Source organism: Streptomyces sp. NPDC048584, assembly GCF_043199595.1.
Taxonomy (GTDB): domain Bacteria; phylum Actinomycetota; class Actinomycetes; order Streptomycetales; family Streptomycetaceae; genus Streptomyces; species Streptomyces edwardsiae.
Genome location: NZ_JBICWF010000015.1, coordinates 166386 through 187949, shown reverse-complemented (window position 1 = coordinate 187949; position 21564 = coordinate 166386). Strand labels below are relative to the sequence as shown.

18 protein-coding genes and 1 pseudogene are annotated in these 21564 nt (G+C 71.4%); 12 read left to right on the top strand and 7 right to left on the bottom strand.

What is annotated here, in order from left to right; translation table 11 throughout:
• Nucleotides 1-58: 58 nt before the first annotated feature.
• Nucleotides 59-835 carry an amino acid ABC transporter ATP-binding protein gene (locus ACGFR9_RS29280; RefSeq protein ID WP_030227672.1) on the bottom strand — a complete coding sequence of 259 codons (777 nt, stop codon included), beginning with the start codon at nt 833-835 and terminating at the stop codon, nt 59-61.
• 285 nt (nt 836-1120) lie between these two features.
• Between ACGFR9_RS29280 and ACGFR9_RS29275 the strand changes: the two genes are divergently transcribed.
• Together ACGFR9_RS29275 and ACGFR9_RS29270 are read left to right on the top strand one after the other, a co-directional pair.
• On the top strand, nt 1121-1807 hold the full coding sequence (locus ACGFR9_RS29275) for a response regulator transcription factor (RefSeq protein WP_393214201.1): 687 nt from the start codon (nt 1121-1123) through the stop codon (nt 1805-1807).
• 9 nt (nt 1808-1816) lie between these two features.
• Nucleotides 1817-3244, top strand: coding sequence for a sensor histidine kinase (locus ACGFR9_RS29270; RefSeq protein ID WP_393214198.1), 1428 nt, complete (start codon nt 1817-1819; stop codon nt 3242-3244).
• Here ACGFR9_RS29270 and ACGFR9_RS29265 read toward each other — a convergent pair.
• Nucleotides 3223-4218: a TAXI family TRAP transporter solute-binding subunit gene (locus tag ACGFR9_RS29265; protein WP_393214195.1), complete on the bottom strand. Its 996-nt coding sequence runs from the start codon at nt 4216-4218 to the stop codon at nt 3223-3225. The two genes, ACGFR9_RS29270 and ACGFR9_RS29265, sit on opposite strands and share 22 nt — an antisense overlap.
• A gap of 54 nt (nt 4219-4272) precedes the next feature.
• Between ACGFR9_RS29265 and ACGFR9_RS29260 the strand changes: the two genes are divergently transcribed.
• On the top strand, nt 4273-4674 hold the full coding sequence (locus tag ACGFR9_RS29260; RefSeq protein ID WP_393214192.1) for a MazG nucleotide pyrophosphohydrolase domain-containing protein: 402 nt from the start codon (nt 4273-4275) through the stop codon (nt 4672-4674).
• A gap of 726 nt (nt 4675-5400) precedes the next feature.
• Complete coding sequence (locus ACGFR9_RS29255; RefSeq protein ID WP_393214190.1) at nt 5401-5997, top strand: DUF7010 family protein; 597 nt, start codon at nt 5401-5403, stop codon at nt 5995-5997.
• A gap of 52 nt (nt 5998-6049) precedes the next feature.
• Here the strand turns inward: ACGFR9_RS29255 and ACGFR9_RS29250 are convergent.
• Nucleotides 6050-6148: pseudogene (locus tag ACGFR9_RS29250) on the bottom strand (thiazolylpeptide-type bacteriocin); the annotation flags it as partial.
• Nucleotides 6149-6552: 404 nt separating this feature from the next.
• Here ACGFR9_RS29250 and miaB point away from each other — a divergent pair.
• Nucleotides 6553-8070, top strand: a complete 1518-nt coding sequence (gene miaB, locus ACGFR9_RS29245) for a tRNA (N6-isopentenyl adenosine(37)-C2)-methylthiotransferase MiaB (protein ID WP_393214187.1) — start codon at nt 6553-6555, stop codon at nt 8068-8070.
• Between the two features lie 49 nt (nt 8071-8119).
• Nucleotides 8120-8839 carry a class III extradiol dioxygenase subunit B-like domain-containing protein gene (locus ACGFR9_RS29240; protein WP_393214184.1) on the top strand — a complete coding sequence of 240 codons (720 nt, stop codon included), beginning with the start codon at nt 8120-8122 and terminating at the stop codon, nt 8837-8839.
• Nucleotides 8840-8915: 76 nt separating this feature from the next.
• Here ACGFR9_RS29240 and ACGFR9_RS29235 read toward each other — a convergent pair whose 3' ends face one another.
• Together ACGFR9_RS29235 and ACGFR9_RS29230 are read right to left on the bottom strand one after the other, a co-directional pair.
• Nucleotides 8916-9176 (bottom strand): antitoxin, encoded by a 261-nt coding sequence (locus ACGFR9_RS29235; protein WP_393214181.1) that lies wholly within the window; start codon nt 9174-9176, stop codon nt 8916-8918.
• A gap of 135 nt (nt 9177-9311) precedes the next feature.
• Entirely contained in the window at nt 9312-9581 is a 270-nt protein-coding gene (locus tag ACGFR9_RS29230) for a hypothetical protein (RefSeq protein WP_393214179.1), read from the bottom strand.
• A gap of 183 nt (nt 9582-9764) precedes the next feature.
• Between ACGFR9_RS29230 and miaA the strand changes: the two genes are divergently transcribed.
• The 6 genes from miaA (at nt 9765) to hflX (ending at nt 18534) form a co-directional block, all read left to right on the top strand.
• A complete protein-coding gene (gene miaA, locus ACGFR9_RS29225) occupies nt 9765-10703 on the top strand; it encodes a tRNA (adenosine(37)-N6)-dimethylallyltransferase MiaA (RefSeq protein ID WP_393214176.1) in 939 nt (312 codons plus the stop codon).
• A 108-nt stretch (nt 10704-10811) separates the two neighbouring features.
• A complete protein-coding gene (locus ACGFR9_RS29220; RefSeq protein WP_393214276.1) occupies nt 10812-11318 on the top strand; it encodes a hypothetical protein in 507 nt (168 codons plus the stop codon).
• A 249-nt stretch (nt 11319-11567) separates the two neighbouring features.
• Nucleotides 11568-12428, top strand: a complete 861-nt coding sequence (gene dapF, locus ACGFR9_RS29215; RefSeq protein ID WP_393214173.1) for a diaminopimelate epimerase — start codon at nt 11568-11570, stop codon at nt 12426-12428.
• A gap of 298 nt (nt 12429-12726) precedes the next feature.
• Nucleotides 12727-14868 (top strand): RelA/SpoT family protein, encoded by a 2142-nt coding sequence (locus ACGFR9_RS29210; protein ID WP_393214170.1) that lies wholly within the window; start codon nt 12727-12729, stop codon nt 14866-14868.
• 505 nt (nt 14869-15373) lie between these two features.
• Nucleotides 15374-16885: a M1 family metallopeptidase gene (locus tag ACGFR9_RS29205; protein ID WP_393214168.1), complete on the top strand. Its 1512-nt coding sequence runs from the start codon at nt 15374-15376 to the stop codon at nt 16883-16885.
• A gap of 155 nt (nt 16886-17040) precedes the next feature.
• Entirely contained in the window at nt 17041-18534 is a 1494-nt protein-coding gene (gene hflX / locus ACGFR9_RS29200; RefSeq protein WP_393214165.1) for a GTPase HflX, read from the top strand.
• Between the two features lie 69 nt (nt 18535-18603).
• Here hflX and ACGFR9_RS29195 read toward each other — a convergent pair whose 3' ends face one another.
• Both ACGFR9_RS29195 and ACGFR9_RS29190 read right to left on the bottom strand, forming a co-directional pair.
• Entirely contained in the window at nt 18604-19824 is a 1221-nt protein-coding gene (locus ACGFR9_RS29195) for a trypsin-like serine peptidase (RefSeq protein ID WP_393214162.1), read from the bottom strand.
• A gap of 115 nt (nt 19825-19939) precedes the next feature.
• Nucleotides 19940-21157: a trypsin-like serine peptidase gene (locus ACGFR9_RS29190; protein ID WP_393214159.1), complete on the bottom strand. Its 1218-nt coding sequence runs from the start codon at nt 21155-21157 to the stop codon at nt 19940-19942.
• Nucleotides 21158-21564 lie beyond the last annotated feature (407 nt).

Sequence of the window (21564 nt, the reverse complement as noted above, 5' to 3'; positions counted from 1 at the left end):
TGAAGTGATGCGGCCCGGTCGGTGTCCGGTCACGCAAGTCGTCAGGGCGCGAGGCGCCTCAGTGGTGAAGGATCTTCGACAGGAAGTCCTTGGCGCGGTCGCTCCGCGGATTGCTGAAGAACTGGTCCGGCGCAGCCTCTTCGACGATGCGGCCGTCGGCCATGAACACCACGCGATTTGCGGCCGAACGGGCGAATCCCATCTCGTGGGTGACGACGATCATCGTCATGCCGTCCCGGGCGAGCTGCTGCATGACCTCCAGCACCTCGTTGATCATCTCGGGGTCGAGAGCCGACGTCGGCTCGTCGAACAGCATGACCTTGGGGTCCATCGCCAGGGCCCGCGCGATGGCGACACGCTGCTGCTGGCCACCGGACAGCTGTGCGGGGTACTTCTCCGCCTGCGCGCCCACGCCGACCCGGTCGAGCAGGGCACGGGCCCGCTCCTCGGCCGCCTTCTTGTCCTTCTTGCGAACTTTGATCTGGCCCAGCATCACGTTCTCGAGCACGGTCTTGTGCGCGAAGAGGTTGAAGGACTGGAAGACCATTCCCACGTCGGCCCGCAGCCGGGCGAGCTCCTTGCCCTCGTGGGGCAGGGGCTTGCCGTCGATCGAGATCGACCCGGAGTCGATCGTCTCCAGACGGTTGATGGTGCGGCACAGGGTGGACTTCCCGGACCCGGAGGGTCCGATGACCACGACGACTTCGCCACGGGCGATCGTCAGGTCGATGTCCTGGAGTACGTGCAACGCGCCGAAGTGCTTGTTGACGCTCTTCAGGACGACCAGATCGCCGGTCGCGGCCACATCTTCCTTGGCCACCGATACTTCGGTCATCGCTCTCAGGCTCCGTCCTCCTCGGTTTCGGAGGACAGTAGTAATCGGTCAGACCTGCGTCATTACATCTGAGGGGAATCTGAGCATCACGATCCGATAGCAATCGGACACCTGTCGTAGCACTTGTGAGCAGGGGTGATTTCGGCCGGGTAACGGTACGAAAGAGCAACCGGAACCCTCTTGACGCCGTCCTCCTCCATCGGCGTCACTGCAAGGTGCACGCGCGCGTGCACGCGTTTTCTTACACAAGGAGAGCGTACGGCCGATGAACCGAAGGGGGCCCTGGTGAGACTGCTGCTCGTCGAGGACGACAACCACGTCGCCGCAGCCCTGTCGGCGGTGCTGGCGCGGCACGGATTCGACGTCACCCACGCGCGCAGCGGCGAGGAGGCGCTCCAGGCGCTCGTCCCCGAAGCGGAGGGCTTCGGCGTGGTCCTGCTGGACCTGGGGCTGCCCGACCAGGACGGCTACGAGGTCTGCGGCAAGATCCGCAAGCGCACCAGCACGCCGGTGATCATGGTCACCGCGCGGTCCGACGTGCGCTCCCGCATCCACGGCCTCAACCTCGGCGCCGACGACTACGTGGTCAAGCCGTACGACACGGGAGAGCTGCTCGCGCGGATCCACGCCGTCAGCCGGCGCAGCGTCCACGAGGAGGCCGCGGGCGGTACGGAGACCGAGCTGCGGCTCGGCCCGGTCCGTATCGAGCTGCCGACCCGACAGGTCAGCGTCAACGGCACGGTCGTCCAGCTCACCCGAAAGGAGTTCGATCTGCTCGCCCTGCTCGCCCAGCGGCCGGGAGTCGTCTTCCGCCGGGAACAGATCATCAGCGAGGTGTGGCGCACCAGCTGGGAGGGCACCGGACGGACCCTGGAGGTGCACGTCGCCTCTCTGCGCGCCAAGCTCCGCATGCCCGCCCTCATCGAGACCGTACGCGGAGTCGGCTACCGGCTCGTCGCGCCCACGGCGTAGCGGGCCCGGGTGCATACGCGGCTGCTTCCGCTGCTCATCGTCCTGATGGCGGCCGTTCTGCTGGCCCTCGGTGTTCCGCTGGCCGTCAGCCTGGCCGGCGCGGAGCAGCAGCGGGTGGTCGTCGACCGGATCGACGACACCGCGCGCTTCGCCGCCCTCGCCCAGTTCGTCACCGAGCCGACCAGCCCGTCCGGCGCGGACATCAACGAGCGCCGCGAGACGCTCAGCAGCGAGCTGCGCAGCTACTACACGGTGTACGGCATCCGCGCGGGCGTCTTCTACCGCAACGACTCACCCATGGCGCACGCCCCGGACGACTGGTATCTGCCCCGCACGGGTGAGGTGCGCGACGCCTTCGAGGAGGCGCTGCTCAGCCGCCGCAGCCACGACCCCGAGCAGGTGTGGCCCTGGCAGCGGCGCAGTCTGGTGGTGGCCTCGCCGGTCATCCGGGACGGCGATGTCGTCGCCGTCGTGGTCACCGACTCGCCGACCGGGCAGATGCGCTCCCGCATCCTGCGGGGCTGGCTGGTCATCGCGGCGGGGGAGGCGGCGGCGATGCTGCTGGCGGTCGGCGCCGCACTGCGGCTGACCGGCTGGGTTCTCAAGCCCGTAAGGGTCCTGGACGCCACCACCCACGACATCGCCACCGGACGGCTGAAGTCACGGGTGGCGGCGGCCGGCGGGCCGCCGGAACTGAGACGGCTCGCCCGGTCGTTCAACGAGATGGCCGACAACGTGGAGAGCGTGCTGGAGCAGCAGCGCGCCTTCGTCGCCGACGCCTCGCACCAGCTGCGCAACCCGCTCTCGGCGCTGCTGCTGCGCATCGAGCTGCTCGCCCTGGAGCTGCCCAAGGGCAACGAGGAGATCGCCTCCGTGCAGGCCGAGGGCAAGCGGCTGGCACAGGTCCTGGACGACCTGCTCGACCTGGCGCTCGCCGAGCACAGCGAGGCCAGCCTCCAGGTCACCGACATCGGCGCACTGGCCTCCGAGCGCGTCGCGGCCTGGGCTCCCACCGCCGGTGCCAAGGGCGTCAGCCTCACCGGGACCTGCCCCGCGACCACCGCGTGGGCGGATCCCGTGGCGCTGTCCAGCGCCCTGGACGCGGTCATCGACAACGCGGTGAAGTTCACGCCGGAGGGCGAGACCGTCGAGGTCGCCGTGGCCTCGAACGGAGGCACGTCCACCGTCGTCGTCACCGACAACGGCCCCGGACTGACCGAGGAGGAGCTGGCCCGCGTCGGCGACCGCTTCTGGCGCAGCGGCCGGCACCAGAACATCAAGGGCTCGGGGTTGGGCCTGTCCATCACACGGGCGCTGCTCGCGGCGGGCGGCGGCTCGATCGCGTACGAACGCCATGAGCCGCACGGGCTGCGGGTGACCGTGACCGTGCCGAGGAACGCCCCCGCGGGTGCCGCTCAGGGCTTGACGGACCGGTAGTACCGGCGGGCGCCCTCGTGCAGCAGGAGCGGATCGGTGTAGATCGCCGTGCGTACGTCGACGAGCTGCGCGGAGTGGACGTGGGCGCCGATGCCGTCCCTGCTCTTGAGCACGATGCGGGTGAGCCACTCGGTGAGGCGGGGGTCGGCGTCCGTGCGGGTGATCAGGAGGTTGGACACCGCCATCGTGGGCACAGGGGCGCCGAGCTGGCTGCCGGGGTAGGCCGACGCCGGCATGTTGGTGGCGCGGTAGTAGCGGGTGGCGCCGCCCTGCTTGTGCAGCTCGGCGACCAGGTCGGCGCGGATCGGCACGAACCGCAGCGCGTTCCGCTCGGCGAGCGTCTTCAGGCCGTCCGTGGGCAGGCCGCCCGACCAGAAGAAGGCGTCCAGACCGTGGCCGAGCCGCTCAGGGCCCTTGTCGATGCCGTCGGAGGACGGCCTGATGTCCGTCTCCGGGTCGATGCCGGCCGCGCGGAGCACCCGGTTGGCGATGAGCCGTACGCCCGACTTGGGCGGTCCTATGGCGACGTGCTTGCCGCGCAGGTCGTCGACGGTGTGGATGCCGGAGTCGCGGGCGACGGCGAGCTGTACGTAGTCGTCGTACAGGCGTGCCACGCCGCGCAGGCCGTCGGCGCCGGGGCGGTCCTCGAGCCGGTACGTCTCCACCGCGTCGGCCGCGGCGATCGCGAAGTCGGCCTCGCCGGTCGCCACGCGCCGTACGTTCTCCTGCGAGCCGTCGCTCGTCTCCAGGCGTACGTCGAGGTCGGGCATGTTCTTGCCCAGTGAGCTGCGCAGGAGTTCGCCGTACTTCTGGTAGACGCCCGCGCGGGTGCCCGTGCTGACGGTGATCGTGCCGCCCGGGGGTTCCTCGTCCCAGGGGGCCAGCCACCACAGGAGGATTCCGAGCAGCACGAGGCCGGCGGTCGTGGCCCGCAGGGCCCGGCGCCTGCCGATGCGGGACAGCGAGTGGGGCATGTGCGCGATCCTGCCAGGTGAGGTGGGTGCTGACCAGGTCGGTACAGTCGCGGGATGAGTTCTTCGCCTGCCGAACTGGTTCGTGAGTTTCATCGTGCGTTCGGGCTGGATGTCCGGGATGTTCCGTCCGAGGTCGCCCCGGAGCTCGCGGCGCACAGGGGCGAGCTGCTCGCCGAGGAGGCGGAGGAGGTTGCCGAGGTGTCGGTGGCGGGGCCGCTCGATCGGCTGGCGCACGAGTTGGCCGATGTGGTGTATGTCGCTTACGGGACGGCGCTGGTTCACGGGATCGACCTCGACGCGGTGATCGCCGAGATCCATCGGTCCAACATGAGCAAGCGGGGTCCTGACGGGTCGGTCAGCCGGCGGGCCGACGGCAAGGTGCTCAAGGGTGAGCACTACGCGGCGCCGGATGTGGCGGGAGTACTACGGGGGCAGGGGTGGCTGCCGGACGCGTGACGGCTGGGCGGGGATTCGCTTGCGGGGGGCCGCTGCTCTTTGACCCCGCGTTCCCGCCCTCTCGCGTCCCAGCGCGCCTCCGCCCCTCCGCCCCTCCGCGGGCAGGCGTGCCCGCACTCTGCACTCCGCCCCTCCGCGGGCAGGCGTGCCGCAGGGCGGCACGGGTGGGCGCGACGGCACCCCGCCGGCGCCGGGCCGCGCGACGTCCCCCTGCTCAGCCGTCACCCCGGGTGGCTGCTGGACGGGGGTGGGCAAGCGCTCGCCCCGCTTGAAGGGGTGCCGCTGCGCCCACCCGTGCCGCCCCAGCGGCACGACTGCCCGCAGCTACGCGGCACGACTGCCCGCAGCTACGCGGCAGAGCCGCACGCAGCCAGGCAACTGGGCGTGCCCGGCATACGGGTGTGGAGTCGCACCCCCGTCAGGTCGGCGGAATCCGGCCTCACGGCAATACGCTCCGGAGCGTCAACCACCATGCCCTTCACACCTTCCGAAAAGTACGGCAAATGACTTCGGAAATGTGCCCCACATCATGGGCGGCCGGAATGCGCGGCGAAAGGGGAAAGAGGTGGCGGCTCACATGTGTCACGGTTCTCATGACATCCGTGCGCCGCTTTTCCATGGGACTCCCGGCGGCAAGATCTCGGAATGGTCAATTCCGTTTGAGTGGAAGGGGAGGGCTGACCGCAAGATATCTGGCAGTCGCGATGATCGTTGTACTCTCCGCCAATGACGCCTACTCCCCCCACCATGCCGCCCACCCCGTCCCTGGCGGACGCCGAGTGCCTGGAACTCACCCGGAAACTGCGGCGCAGGGGCACCCTCGTGCTCTCCGTCTTCGCCCTGGTGTGGGCCTTCGCCGCCGCTTCCGGAACGGGTTCGGCCACGGACCTCGTGCCGGTGTCCATAGAAGCCGCGGCCCTCGCGGTCACCGCGGCGACGATCTATCTGGGCCACCGCAAGGACGCCGCCCCCTCGCCCCGGACGGTGAGCCTCCCGGCCAACTGGGCGCGCGGCGTGGGTGTCGTCAACACCGTCGAACTGGTGGCCGTCTTCGCGGTCATCGCGGCGTCCAACGCCGCCGGCCGGCCCGAGTTCATCCCGGCCGGCATCGCCCTCGTCGTGGGGCTCCACTTCTTCCCGCTCGCCCGTCTGTACGACCAGTGGCAGTACCGGTGGACGGCCGCGCTGCTGACCGCCGTCGCGGTCGTCGGTGTCGTCCTCGTCGTGGCCGGCCTGTCGGACGAGAACGTACGGCTCGTGGTGGGCCTGGCCTGCGCCGCGGTGCTCTGGGTTTCCGCGTACCACGTGGCCGTACGCGGCTGACGGACCGCCGGGCCGAGGGGGCGGCGCGCCACCCCGTGAACGAGGAGGACGAGGTGCCGATCGAGCCGCTGGAGGCGCCCATCTCGGGCAGCGCCGCGCCGTCGGCGACCTCGAGGGTCTCCGACTCGTCGGCGTCGAAGCGCTCGAACACGGTGTCGGCGTCGTTCTTGCCGTCCTTGGCGGTCAGGGCGTGTTCCTGCCATTGATAGGGGATTCCTGACCGGGATTCCCTGGGGAATGTATCCGGGATTCCTCCCGGCCGACTTCCGGAATGTTTTCAGACCCTGCGAGCGCCGGCTGACATTTACAACGGTCGGTGCGGATCATGCCGGTCTCCATCCCATGCGTACGTCAGTGCGTCGTGAACCGCGCATGGAGCCAGTGGTGCCTTCAGCTCCCCCGGGCCGGTCCGCGTTCCCCACGCTTTCCTGCCGCTGCGAGGAGACAACCATCGCGCCACCCCCGCTGTCCGCATCCGGCCAGGCCAGGAACCTGCCTGGCAGGGACTTGCCCACCCGGCCGGGGCGGTCCGCGGCAGCGCCTACCCTTGTGGGCATGAGCAGCATCGACCGGAGCCAGTCAGTGGGCGGCACACGCACCTATGAAGTACGCACCTACGGGTGCCAGATGAACGTCCACGACTCCGAGCGATTGTCCGGACTGCTCGAGGACGCGGGCTACGTCCGCGCTCCCGAGGGCTCCGACGGCGACGCCGACGTCGTCGTCTTCAACACCTGCGCCGTCCGGGAGAACGCCGACAACAAGCTCTACGGCAATCTCGGCCACCTCGCCCCGAAGAAGGCGAGCCGCCCCGGCATGCAGATCGCGGTCGGCGGCTGCCTCGCGCAGAAGGACCGCGACACCATCGTCAGGCGGGCCCCCTGGGTCGACGTCGTCTTCGGCACGCACAACATCGGCAAGCTGCCCGTCCTGCTGGAGCGCGCCCGCGTGCAGGAGGAGGCGCAGGTCGAGATCGCCGAGTCGCTGGAGGCGTTCCCCTCCACGCTGCCCACCCGGCGCGAGAGCGCCTACGCGGCCTGGGTGTCCATCTCCGTCGGCTGCAACAACACCTGCACCTTCTGCATCGTCCCGGCGCTGCGCGGCAAGGAGAAGGACCGCCGCCCCGGCGACATCCTCGCCGAGATCGAGGCCCTGGTCGCCGAGGGCGTCTCCGAGATCACCCTGCTCGGGCAGAACGTCAACGCGTACGGCTCCGACATCGGCGACCGCGAGGCGTTCAGCAAGCTGCTGCGGGCCTGCGGGAAGATCGACGGCCTGGAGCGCGTCCGCTTCACCTCGCCGCACCCGCGCGACTTCACCGACGACGTCATCGCCGCCATGGCCGAGACGCCGAACGTGATGCCGCAGCTCCACATGCCGCTCCAGTCCGGCTCCGACCCGATCCTGAAGGCGATGCGCCGCTCCTACCGCCAGGAGCGCTACCTCGGCATCATCGAGAAGGTCCGCGCCGCCATCCCGCACGCGGCGATCAGCACCGACATCATCGTGGGCTTCCCCGGCGAGACCGAGGAGGACTTCCAGCAGACCCTGCACGTGGTGCGCGAGGCCCGCTTCGCGCAGGCGTTCACCTTCCAGTACTCCAAGCGTCCCGGCACCCCGGCCGCCGAGATGGACGGCCAGATCCCCAAGAAGGTCGTCCAGGAGCGCTACGAGCGCCTCGTCGCCCTCCAGGAGGAGATCTCCTGGGAGGAGAACAGGAAGCAGGTCGGCCGCACCGTGGAGCTGATGGTCGCCGAGGGCGAGGGCCGTAAGGACGGCGCCACCCACCGCCTCTCGGGCCGCGCCCCCGACAGCCGTCTGGTGCACTTCACCAAGCCGGAGCAGGAGGTGCGCCCCGGCGACGTCGTCACCGTCGAGATCACGTACGCCGCCCCGCACCACCTCCTCGCTGAGGGCGCGGTGCTCGAGGTGCGCCGCACCCGCGCGGGGGACGCCTGGGAGAAGCGGAACACCGAGAAGGCCGCCCGGCCCGCCGGTGTGCTGCTCGGCCTGCCCCAGGTGGGCGTGCCCGAGCCGCTGCCCGCGGTCACCGGCGGCTGCGCCGTCGACTGACCCAGGTGGCGGGAGTGCCGTCGGCGGCCACCGCAGTAGGCTGCTGATCATGCTTGTCGCCGCCGCAGTCTGCCCGTGCCCGCCGTTGCTCGTGCCCGAGGTCGCCGCAGGGGCCGCCCCCGAGCTGGACACCGCGCGGGCCGTGTGCACGGACGCCCTGGGCGTGCTCGCCGCAGCCCGGCCCGATCTGCTCGTGGTGGTCGGACCGGGCGGCGGCGCCGGCCCCGAGAGCTACCCGGAGGGCACCCCGGGGACCTTCAGGGGCTTCGGCGTCGACATGGACGTACGGCTGGGAAGGGCCGGGGACGAGGGGACGGCCGGGCGGGAACTCCCGTACGGGCCGGCCATCGGCGCCTGGCTGCTGAGCCGCACCGGATGGGCGGACGCCCCCGTCGAGGCACTGGCCGTGGGGGAGGACCTCACGCCCGAGCGGTGCGCCGAGGCGGGCGAGGCCCTGGCCCGACGGGCGGAGCGGGTGGCGCTGCTGGTGATGGGCGATGCCAGTGCGTGCCGCACGCTCAAGGCGCCCGGCTATCTCGACGAGCGCGCGGCCCCCTACGACGCGGAACTCGCGCGCGCCCTGGGCGCGGCCGACACCGGGGCCCTGCGCGCACTGGACGCCGGACCGGCCCGCGAGCTGAAGGTGTCCGGCCGGGCACCCTGGCAGGTGCTCGCCGGCGCGGCGGCCGGCAATCCCCGGCTGTCCGGCACACTGCTCTACGACGACGCCCCCTACGGGGTCGGCTACCTCGTGGCCACCTGGTCGTAGCCGCCCGCCGTGGTGCGCGCGCGGCGGACGGCCGGGAGCGCTCGATGTGCTCCGCGGCCGTCCGGCGGTGAGCCGCTCAGGGCGTGGGCGGCGGAGTGCTCGTGCCGCCCCCCTCCGCGCCGGGATCGTTCTTGTGCGCGAGCCGGTCCACGGCACCCTTGGCCTTGCCCGTGCCCGACTGGATCTTGTCGCTGTACTTGCCCTTGGTCCGCGCGTCGACGGTCCGGGCGGCCTTGTCCAGGCCCTGCTGGATCTTGCCCTCGTGCTGCTGCGCAAGGCCGGAGACCTTGCCCTTGGCGGGGCCGAGTCTGGCCTTCAGGTTGTCCAGGAGACCCATGTCTGTACCTTCCCTCGCGGCGATCTGAGTGCGGGCTGTGCGGCCGGTTCCGAACGGGCTGTGTCCGGGCGTGTGCCCGGGTTGGCCCGGCTGATGCCGGCCGGTCGTGCGGCAGGTGCCCGGCCGGTGCCCGGGCTATGTGCGGGCGCCCTCACCTGCCTCGCTGTCGGCGGCCTCGGCGGACTGCTGCTTCGGGATCTCGACGGTGTCGGTACCGGTGACCTCTTTGGCCCTCCGCTCCGCCGGCCCGGTGGACTCCGGCGCCCGGGCCGACTCCTTCGGCTCCGCGGCCCCGGTCGTGTCCTCCGTACCGGTTCCGGCCGCCGCTTCGTCGGCCCGGGCCTCCGGGGCCCGCGTCTCCTCCGTGGTCTTCGACCTACGAAAAATGCGTGCGAAAACTCCCATATCCACTCCATACGTTACTCGTGCGGGTGACATCCCGCGTAGCCCGGTGTGTCCGTTCGTGTGACCCGGGCCGCCGCGACCGCGATCGGGGCGGCAGGGATCCCGCCACGGGCAACGACCGGGCGGCGGCCGTGTCACGTAACCCGATCGAGGACGGGGTGCGAGGTTTGCGAGACTGGATCAGTGAGCAGCGCACCCCATGCCCCCCGCGTCATCGCCGTCGTCGGTCCCACCGCGGCCGGAAAGTCCGATCTGGGCGTTTTCCTGGCCCGGCGGCTCGGCGGTGAAGTCGTCAACGCCGACTCCATGCAGCTCTACCGGGGGATGGACATCGGCACCGCCAAACTGACGCCCGACGAGCGCGGTGGCGTCCCGCACCACCTGCTCGACGTCTGGGACGTCACCGTCGCCGCGTCCGTCGCCGAGTACCAGCGGCTGGCCCGGGAGCGGATCGACGCGCTGCTCGCCGAGGGACGCTGGCCCGTCCTCGTCGGCGGCTCCGGCCTCTATGTCCGCGGCGCCGTCGACAACCTGGAGTTCCCCGGCACCGACCCCGAGGTCAGGGCCCGGCTGGAGGAGGAGCTCACCCTGCGCGGCCCGGGAGCGCTGCACGCCCGCCTCGCCGTGGCGGACCCCGAGGCCGCGAGGGTGATCCTGCCGGGCAACGGCCGCCGTATCGTCCGCGCGCTCGAGGTCATCGAGATCACCGGACGACCCTTCACGGCGAATCTCCCCGGCCACGACTCGGTCTACGACACCGTCCAGATCGGCGTCGACGTGCCCCGCCCCGAGCTGGACGAGCGCATCGCCCGCCGGGTCGACCGGATGTGGGAGGCCGGTCTCGTGGAGGAAGTGCGCGCACTGGAGGCGCGGGGGTTGCGCGAGGGGCGTACGGCGTCGCGCGCACTCGGCTACCAGCAGGTGCTCGCCGCGCTCGCCGGGGAGTGCACCCTCGAGGAGGCCCGGAACGAGACCGTCCGTGCCACCAAGCGCTTCGCGCGCCGTCAGGATTCATGGTTCAGGCGCGATCCCCGGGTGCACTGGTTGAGTGGGGCCGCGGCGGACCTGACGGAACTTCCGCAGCTCGCGTCGTCGTTGGTCGAACGACCGGTTACAGCCTGATCACGTCCTGGCATCGGGACGCCCAGGCCGTCATCGGGGCCGGTGACGCCGTGCCATCATCGAGCTTCGATCGACCAAGTGGAGTCCTAGTTGGGAGGGCGCGTGGCGATGGAGGCCGGCCCTCGTGACACCGCACACGGCACCGAGCACCTCACCACCGAGCGGGGTGCGGCGGAGCAGGAGACGACCGACCGTCTCAGTCCGGACGGACCGGACGAGACGCAGGGCGGTGTGACCGACGACGGCCCCGAGCCGGACGAGATGTTCGCGGGCGGGGACGAGGTCGAGGTCGAGCTGCGCCCGCAGCGCAGACTGCGCATCTGGCAGCTCGCGCCCATCGTCGCACTGGCCGCGCTCGGCTCCCTGATGTTCGCCTTCCCGCTCGCCTTCGACTTCGGTGACAGCGGCGCCGTGATCGCCATGCTGGGCCTGCTGATCTGCTCCTGCGCGGCCGGCTGGGGCATGATGGCCGCCCGCAGGGTCGGCTCCACCTGGCCGGGCCTCCCGCCCCGCGGCGCGGGCCGCAGACCCGACTGGCGCGTAGTGGCCGCGTACGCGGTGATGGTCGCGGCGGCGGTGGCCCTGGCGGTATGGCGGGTAGCCCGCCTCCGCTGATCAACGCTCCTGGGGGCGCGGGACTACGACCCGAAAGCCCACCGGGCCGGCGCGGAGCCACTGATCAGCACTCGGCTGTGTCGACGCGTGGGCGCGACCTGCCCCTCGGGTGCGCGCCGGGTCACTGATCAACGCGGGGGAGAGCAGCTCCCCTGAGGGGCGCGGAGAACTGCGCGACAGGCCCCACCCGTCCGCAGGGAGCCATGGCCTCGCGGCCCCGCCGTTCCAGCGTTCTCGTAGGATCGAAGGATGCTCCCCTTCCTCAAGGGCCACGGCACGGAGAACGACTTCGTGATCGTCCCGGACCCCGAGAACGCCCTCGACCTGCCCCCGGCCGCCGTCGCCGCCCTGTGCGACCGCCACGCCGGCATCGGCGGCGACGGACTGCTGCACGTGGTGCGTTCCGAGGCCCACCCCGAGGCACGGTCCATGGCGGCCGAGGCCGAGTGGTTCATGGACTACCGCAACGGCGACGGCTCCGTCGCGGAGATGTGCGGCAACGGAGTGCGCGTGTTCGCGCGCTACCTCCAGCGCGCCGGACACGTCGGCGAAGGAGACATCGCCGTCGCCACGCGCGGGGGAGTGAAGACCGTGCACATCGCCAAGGACGGTGACATCACCGTCGGCATGGGCCGCGCACTGCTCCCCGACGGCGACGTCACCGTGCGCGTCGGCGAGCGCAGCTGGCCCGCGAGGAACGTGAACATGGGCAACCCGCACGCCGTGGCCTTCGTGGACGACCTCGCCCACGCGGGCGACCTCTTCACCCCGCCTCCGTTCACCCCGGCCGCCGCCTACCCGGACGGGGTGAACGTGGAGTTCGTCGTCGACCGCGGTCCCCGGCACGTGGCACTGCGGGTGCATGAGCGCGGATCCGGCGAGACCCGCTCCTGCGGCACGGGCGCGTGCGCGGTCGCCGTGGCCACCGCCCGCCGCGACGGCGCCGACCCGGCCGTCACCGGTGCCCCGGCGACGTACACCGTGGATGTGCCCGGCGGCACCCTCGTGATCACCGAACGGCCCGACGGCGAGATCGAGATGACGGGTCCGGCGGTGATCGTCGCCGAGGGCGTGATCGAATCGGAGTGGCTGGAGAACGCCCTGCGCTGACCGGAAAGCAGGCTCGGTATCACAGCCTCCGGACCGGCCGGTGGTCGCATCCGCAGGGCCGGGATGGTGTTCGCCTTCAAGATCATGGCGTTCCCGCCGTTCGATGGCGTGAAAGGGGCCTCCGAAGGTCATCGCTCGAAGGGGTGATCCGTTTCACGCTCGGCCGGAGGCGGTCGGTCCGAGGGGGTCCGGGTCGGTAGCATCAAGCACCGGCCCGGACGGGGGGCGAACGCCGTCTCCTGAGCCCGAGTCCGCCCTGGGGCACGCCGTCCGCCGGTCCACGCAGCCGGAGGTGCCCATGAACGCGGAGGCCGCGAATCCTGCGACCCCAGGCTCTGTGACAGCTGGCCACGTCACACCGAGCGGATCGCGCAGGAAGTCCCGCCCCCGGCTCGACCTGCGCCGGCTGGGCCGTGCCGCGCTGCTCGGCTCCACCGGCCGCGACCGGCTTCCCGACGCCATCGGGCACGTGGCCGACGCCCATCGCGCCCACTACCCCGACGCCGATCTCGAACCCTTGCGCCGGGCCTATGTGCTGGCCGAGTCGTCCCACCGCGGCCAGATGCGCAAGAGCGGCGAGCCGTACATCACGCACCCCCTCGCCGTGACCCTGATCCTCGCCGAACTCGGCGCCGAGACGACCACGTTGACCGCCTCCCTGCTGCACGACACCGTCGAGGACACGGATGTGACCCTCGATCAGGTGAGGGAGCAGTTCGGCGAGGAGGTCCGCTACCTCGTCGACGGTGTCACCAAGCTGGAGAAGGTCGACTACGGCGCCGCCGCCGAGCCCGAGACCTTCCGCAAGATGCTCGTCGCCACCGGCAACGACGTACGCGTGATGTCGATCAAACTCGCCGACCGGCTGCACAACATGCGCACCCTCGGCGTGATGCGCCCCGAGAAGCAGGAACGCATCGCCAAGGTGACACGTGATGTACTCATCCCGCTCGCCGAACGGCTCGGCGTCCAGGCGCTCAAGACGGAACTGGAAGACCTGGTCTTCGCCATCCTGCACCCCGACGAGTACGCGCACACACGGGAGTTGATCGTCCGCAACGCAGCCCGCGCGGACGACCCGCTCGCCGAGGTCGCCGACGACGTGCGCAAGGTGCTCCGCGAGTCCGACATCACCGCCGAAGTCCTCATCCGGCCCCGCCACTTCGTCTCCGTGCACCGTGTGTCCCGCAAACGCGGCCCGCTGAGCGGCGCCGACTTCGGCCGCCTCCTCGTCCTGGTCAACGAGGACGCCGACTGCTACGGCGTCCTGGGCGAGCTGCACACCTGTCTGACGCCGGTGGTCTCGGAGTTCAAGGACTTCATCGCCGTACCGAAGTTCAACCTGTACCAGTCGCTGCACACCGCGGTGGCCGGCGAGGACGGCCAGGTCGTCGAGGTCCTCATCCGCACCCATCAGATGCACAAGGTCGCCGAGGCCGGAGTCGTCGCCCTCGGCAACCCCTATGCCGGGTCCCCCGAGGAGCAGTCCGCCGGCGACGGCGAACGTGTCGACCCCACCCGGCCCGGCTGGCTCTCCCGGCTCCTGGACTGGCAGCGGGCCGCGCCCGACCCCGACACCTTCTGGTCGACCCTGCGCGAGGACCTCGCCCAGGACCGCGAGATCACCGTCTTCCGGCCCGACGGGGGCACGCTCGGCCTGCCCGAGGGGGCGACCTGCGTGGACGCCGCCTACGCGCAGTACGGCGAGGACGCCCACGCGTGCATCGGCGCCAGGGTCAACGGCCGGCTGGCGACACTGAGCACCGTCCTCAAGGACGGTGACACCGTCCAGCTGCTCATGGGCCAGGACGCGGCCTCCGAGCCCTCCAGGGAGTGGCTGGAGCACGCCCACACCCCCGCCGCGCGGATCGCCATCCAGCGGTGGCTGTCCGCCCACCCCGCACCGGACGAGGCTCCCGAGACCGAACCGGAGGAACCCGCCCGGCCGCTCGCCGGCGATCCCGCCCCGGCCCCCGGCCGGCCCCCGGCCGCCCAGGTCCTGTCCGACCGGGCAGGCGCGACCGTACGTCTCGCCGGCTGCTGTACGCCCGTACCGCCCGACGAGGTGACCGGCTTCGCCGTGCGCGGGGGAGCGGTCACCGTGCACCGGGCCGGGTGCCCGGCGGTGGCGCGGATGAAGAGCGCGGGGCGCGCGGAGGTCGGCGTGCGCTGGGGAGAGGGCGCCGAGTGCCGGGTCACGCTGGTCGCGGAGTCGTTCGTCCGCCCGCATCTGCTCGCGGACCTCACCGAGGCCATGGCCCTGGAGGGCGCCGAGATCGTCTCCGCGACCGTCGAGCCCCCGGACCGGCAGCAGGTACGCCACACCTACACCGTGCAGCTCCCGGACGCCGCCCGGCTGCCCGCCCTCATGCGCGCGATGCGCGATGTGGCGGGCGTCTACGACGTGAGCCGGGCCCAGCGACAGGCCTCGGGCGCGTGACGGTGGGGCGGAACGTCCAAGCGGCGGTGTGATTACCCGATCGGGTGTTCCGGGAGCGCGCCGTCCCCATGGCGCTTCCGCGCGCTGACAGCCGTGGTGGATGCCCACCCCCCACACGCCTGACCCGCACGACCGCGCCGCCCCGGCCCCGGTCCCCGGCAGCGACGCGCCGCAGGACCCTTCGGCACCCGGCCATGTCCCGCACAGTCAGCCGCCACCGGGCATCACCGGCTCCTTCGACGGCCCCCTCTCCCCCGACCGGCCCGCAGCAACCCGGGACCGGCCGGACGAGCCACCCTGCGACCACGGCCCCCGGGACCGGGCGGATCCCCCTGACGGCCGGCCACCGGTCAGCCGTGGCCGTCGAGCCCAGGTGCCCGACGGCCACGCACCCCAGGACCGGACGCCCACCAGCCACCCCACCCACGTCCCGGTACCGGACCACCCGGCCGCCGAGGACCGGGCACGCCGCGGTCGGGCGGCCCGGCGCCGGGGTGTCCGAGCCGTGGGCGGTCGCGCGCGGCGGCGACGGGCGGTCGCGGTGCTGACCGCCTCCGCCGTCTCCGTCTGCCTCGTCGCCGCGAGCGGTCCCGCCGTTCCGCTCGGCATCGGCGACCGGCTCTTCCCGTACCTGGGCAACCCCGGCTACGACGTCCAGTCGTACGACATCGCCCTCACCTACTCCGGGCGCAACGACCGGCCGCTCGAAGCCGTCACCACGATCGACGCCCGCATCACCGCCGTCCTGGACCGGATCAACCTCGACTTCGCTCACGGCACGGTCCGCTCGGTCGAGGTCGACGGCGATCCGGCCGGCTTCACCCGTGCCGGAGAGGACCTGGTGATCACGCCGGAGGACGTTCCGGACGAGGGAGGGCGGACCAGGATCACCGTCCGGCACACCAGCGACCCCGTCGCCGCCGAGGACCGCGAGGGCGGTTGGGTGCGCACCGCGGACGGGCTCGCCATGGCCAACCAGGCCGACGCCGCCCACCTGGTCTTCCCGTGCAACGACCATCCCTCCGACAAGGCGATCTTCACCTTCCGGATCACCGCCCCCGACAGTCGGACGGTGGTCGCGGGCGGCATTCCGGCCGGCGTCGAGCGCACGCGCGGGACCGCCACATGGACGTACCGGACCGGCCACCCCATGGCCACCGAACTCGCCCAGGTCTCCATCGGCCGCTCCACGGTCCTGCGCCGCACCGGCCCGCACGGGCTGCCCCTGCGGGACGTCGTCCCCACCGCCCACCGCGCCGGCCTCGAACAGTGGCCGGCGAAGACCCCCGCCCAGATCTCCTGGATGGAGGAGAGAGCCGGCCGGTACCCGTTCGAGACCTACGGTCTGCTCCTCGCCGACGCCTCCACCGGCTTCGCGCTGGAGACCCAGACCCTCTCCCTCTTCGAACGGGACCTGTTCACCGACCCCGCCCTCCCCGCCTGGTACGTCGAATCGATCATGGTGCATGAACTGGCCCACCAGTGGTTCGGCAACAGCGTCAGCCCCCGCACCTGGTCCGACCTGTGGCTGGGCGAGGGCCATGCCACCTGGTACGAGGCGCTGTACGCCGAGGAACGGGGCGGCAGGACCCTGGACGACCGCATGAAAGCCGCCTACGAGGCGTCCGACGGCTGGCGCGCGGACGGCGGACCGCCGGCCGCGCCCCGTCCCCCGGCGCCCGGCCGGAAGATCGGCATCTTCCGGCCCCACGTCTACGACGGCGCCGCCCTCGTGCTGTACGCCCTGCGCGAGACGATCGGCCGCCCCGCCTTCGAACGCCTGGAGCGCGACTGGACCACCCGCCACCGGAACGGCACGGCAGGCACCTCCGACTTCGTCCGCCTGGCCTCCAGCGTCGCCGGACGCGACCTGACCGGCTTCCTGCACCCGTGGCTGTACGGCACCACGACCCCGCCGATGCCCGGCCACCCCGAATGGACGTCGGACGCCCGGTCCACGGCACCCGCCCCGCGGCCGGTCACCCCCGGGCATCGACCGGACGGGAGCGGGGAATAACACGATGACGAGACGGGCCGTACCGTGCGACCATCGTCAGGTCCGCACGGCACGGGACCGGGAATCTCCCGGGTGCCCCGGACGTTGAGGACAGTGACGGAGTGTCCCCCGGACCGGCTCCGTCGCCGACGGAACACCGACGACGTAAGGACCCAATGACCTCCTCTTCTTCCCCTTCCCAGGACACCAAGCGCCTCGCGCACACCCACCCCGAGGGTCTTCGGGCCGATGCCCTGATGGAAGAGGACGTCGCCTGGAGCCTCGATGTCGACGGAGAGCGGGACGGCGACCAGTTCGACCGCTCCGAGCGCGCGGCACTGCGCCGTGTCGCGGGCCTCTCCACCGAGCTCGAGGACGTCACCGAGGTCGAGTACCGGCAGCTCCGCCTGGAGCGCGTCGTACTCGTCGGAGTGTGGACCTCGGGAACCGTGCAGGACGCGGAGAACTCCCTGGCGGAGCTCGCCGCCCTCGCGGAGACGGCCGGCGCCCTCGTCCTCGACGGTGTGATCCAGCGCCGCGACAAGCCCGACGCCGCCACCTACATCGGCTCCGGCAAGGCGCAGGAACTGCGCGACGTCGTGCTGGAGACGGGCGCGGACACCGTCATCTGCGACGGTGAGCTCAGCCCCGGCCAGCTGATCCACCTCGAGGACGTCGTCAAGGTCAAGGTCATCGACCGTACGGCCCTGATCCTCGACATCTTCGCCCAGCACGCCAAGTCCCGAGAGGGCAAGGCACAGGTCGCGCTCGCGCAGATGCAGTACATGCTGCCGCGACTGCGCGGCTGGGGTCAGTCGCTGTCCCGGCAGATGGGCGGCGGCAAGGGCGGCGGCCTCGCCACCCGTGGTCCCGGTGAGACCAAGATCGAGACGGACCGGCGGCGGATCCGCGAGAAGATGGCGAAGATGCGCCGGGAGATCGCGGAGATGAAGACCGGCCGCGAGATCAAGCGCCAGGAGCGCAAGCGCCACAAGGTGCCGTCCGTCGCCATCGCGGGCTACACCAACGCCGGCAAGTCCTCGCTGCTCAACCGCCTCACGGGCGCGGGCGTGCTGGTCGAGAACGCCCTGTTCGCGACCCTCGACCCGACCGTGCGCCGGGCCGAGACCCCGAGCGGACGGCTGTACACGCTGGCGGACACGGTCGGCTTCGTCCGGCACCTGCCGCACCACCTGGTCGAGGCGTTCCGCTCCACCATGGAGGAGGTCGGCGACGCCGACCTGATCCTGCACGTGGTGGACGGTTCGCACCCGGTCCCGGAGGAGCAGCTGGCTGCCGTGCGCGAGGTGATCAGGGACGTCGGCGCCACCGGCGTACCCGAGATCGTCGTCATCAACAAGGCCGACGCTGCCGACCCGCTCACCCTGCAGCGGCTGCTGCGGGTGGAGAAGCGCTCCATCGCGGTCTCGGCCCGCACCGGCCGGGGCATCACGGAACTGCTGGCACTGATCGACGACGAACTGCCCCGCCCGTCCGTGGAGATCGAGGCACTCGTGCCCTACACCCACGGCAAGCTGGTCGCCCGCGCCCACGACGAGGGCGAGGTGATCTCCGAGGAGCACACCACGGAGGGGACCCTGCTCAAGGTGCGGGTGCACGAGGAACTGGCGGCGGAACTCACGCCGTACGTCCCGACCCCGGCCGGCTGAACCACGCACGGCAGAGCGAAGGCCCGCCCCCTGCTCACGACAGGGAGGCGGGCCCTCCTCATGCGCGGATCACTGACCGCCGTAGGTCTTGCTCATGTTCTGATACAGCGCCTCGGCGTCCTCACCGAGCTGCGGGCCCGCCAGCCAGGTGTTGTCCGTCGGGCCGATCGAGGTGTTGGAGACCAGCACCGTCTCACCGTTCAGCACCCGGAACCAGCCGCCGCCGGACGAGCCGCCGGTCATGGAGCAGCCGATCCGGTACATCGTCGGCAGGCTCGAACCGAGCGAGAACCGGCCCGGAGCGTCGAGGCACTTGAACATCTGCAGGCCGTTGTAGGGCGGCGCCGCCGGGTAGCCCCAGGCACCCATCCGGCCCGCCTGCGCCGCGGACGGCGCGGAGAAGTCCACGTCCAGCGCGGCGCCGACCGTCTCCTCCAGCGACTTCGAACCCTGCTCCGGCTTCACATGCAGCACGGCGTAGTCGTACGCCGCCCCGTCGCCGCCGGACGACGAACCGCCCTGGATCCAACCGTTGGACGTCGAGGCCCAGTCCGCCCACCAGTTGCCGAAGGGGGCCATCTCGGCCGGGCTCGCGTTGCTCAGCTCCGCCTCGGACTTGCCGAGGTCGTTGTAGGTCGGGACGAAGGCGAGGTTGCGGTACCAGCCGCCGTTGCCACCCGCGTGCACACAGTGGCCGGCCGTCCAGACGAGGTTGGACCTGCCAGGATGGTTGACGTCCTTGATGACCGTGCCGGAACACACGGCCGGGCCGTCCGGGGAGTCGAAGAACAGCTTGCCGACCGGTGCCGCGTTGTCGCGGTACGGCGTCTTCTCGGCCGCCGCCCGGACGGGAGCGGGCTCCGGGTCACTGACCCCCTGGGCCGCTCGGGCGTCCTTGACCGTGACGGTCTTGTCGGCCTCCTCGGCGGAGCGCATCCGCTCCGGCTTCCACAGGCCCTCGATCACCGGGTTGACGAAGTCCTCGGCCTCTCTGAGCCACTTGTCCTTGTCCCAGTCCTCCCAGCCGCCGTCCTTCCACTTGTCGACGTCGATCCCGTGCTTCTTGAGCTTGTCCGCGATGTCGGACGGGATCGTCACCTTGCCGCCGTCGCCGTCTGCGTCGCCGTCGGCGGCCTGGGAGGCGGTGGCGTCGGGCTTGTCGTCGGCCTTGTTCTCCTCCGAACCGCCGCACGCGGTCGCCGTGAGCGCCAGCGAGGCGACGAGCCCCACTGCGCCGAGGACGGTGCGACGGCCACGCCCGACCGGCGCGGACGTACGTATGGAACGCATGGTGCGATGACCCCCCGTTTGAGCGAATGACTGCCCTGCCGCGCGGGCGCCCGGCACCGCTGCCGGGGCCCCGCCCGGTCCCGTGCGCCTGACGGCACGGGACCGGGCACACCGGTCACTGGCCGGCGAACTTCCCGCTGACCGCGTCGTACACGCCCTTGGCCTCGTCGCCCAGTCGCGGACCGGCCAGCCAGCCCGACGTCACCGGGCCGATGGAGGTGTTGGACACCAGCGCCGGCTTTCCGTCCGAGCCCGTCGTGACCCAGCCGCCACCGGACGAACCGGCGGTCATGCTGCACCCGATGCGGTACATCGTCGGATCCGACTCATTGAGCGACAGCCGTCCCGGCTTGTCCTGGCAGCGGTACAGCGTCTGTCCCTCGTACGGCGGGGCGGCCGGGTAGCCGATCGCCGTCAAGTCCTTCACCTTGGGCACAGCGGGAGCCTTGAAGTCCACCGGCAGCGCCGAACCGACGGTCTCCTCCAGCGACTTGCCGTCGCCGCCCTTCTCCGGCGTCACATGGATGACCGCGAAGTCGTACGAGGCTCCGTCACCGCCCGTCGAGCCGCCCTGCTCGATCCACTGGTCCGAGGTCTGCGCCCAGTCGCCCCACCAGACACCGAAGGGAGCGACTTCCTCCTTGGCGACCGTCTCCAGCTCCTTCGCCGACTTGCCCCCGTCGTTGTACGACGGCACGAACGCGATGTTGCGGTACCAGCCGCCCTTCTTGCCCGCGTGCACGCAGTGCCCCGCCGTCCACACCATGTTGGACTTGCCCGGGTTGGCCGGGTCCTGCACGACCGTCGCCGAGCAGACCATCGTGCCCTCGGGGGAGTCGAAGAACACCTTGCCCGCCGTGGGCGCGTTGGTGTGGTACGAGGCCGGAATCGCCTCGGCCTGCACCGGATCCGGGGTCGGGTCCGTCACGCCCTGGTCACCGGAGATGTCGCTCTCGTCGACCCCCTGGTCGGGCTCCTCGGCGTCCCTCATGCGGTCCGGGTCCCACAGACCCTCGATGATCGGGTTGACGTAATCCTGGGCCTCGCGCAGCCAGTCGTCCTTGCTCCAGTCCTTCCAGGCGCCGTCCTTCCACTTGTCGATGTCGATCCCGTGTTCCTTGAGCTGGTCCTTGATGTCGTCCGGGATCTTGAGCTTGCCGTCGTCGGCCGCGGCGGTCGCCGCCCCCTCGCCACCGGCGTCGGCGTCGCCCGAATCGCAGGCGGTGGCGGTGAGGGCGAGCGCAGAGGCGAGCGCGACAGCGGCCAGAACGGGGGAGGTCCGGCGAGCCCTCCCCCCTCGCCGAGCGGTGAACGACGGACGTATGGATCGCATGATCTGACTCCCCCTGAAATGAACGAACTTGGCGCTTCGGCCGTGATCCCGCCCGATCCGCACTGGATCCGAGAGACGCTCCCACGGCCTTCGGGAACGGCATCACACACTATGCGCTCGCTGTGGGGGACGTCCGACGGAACGGCAACGGTTCGGCTACAAGCCGTCTGACCTGGTCGATCGTCCGGAGATCGGCCGATTTGAGGCCGGCGCCCCCGAGTTGCCGGCCCACCCGGCCAGGGATCCGGGTACATCCCGTAACCCGGCGGGCGGTCCGCGGTTGGTAGCCGTGGAGGGTCGCCGCCCGCGCGCGGATTCCCCCTTGTCACCACTTCACCAGCCGCACCGGACGCCCCGTGGCTCCGATCGCCGTCGCGCCCGGCCGGGCCGGCGGCCAGACACCGTGC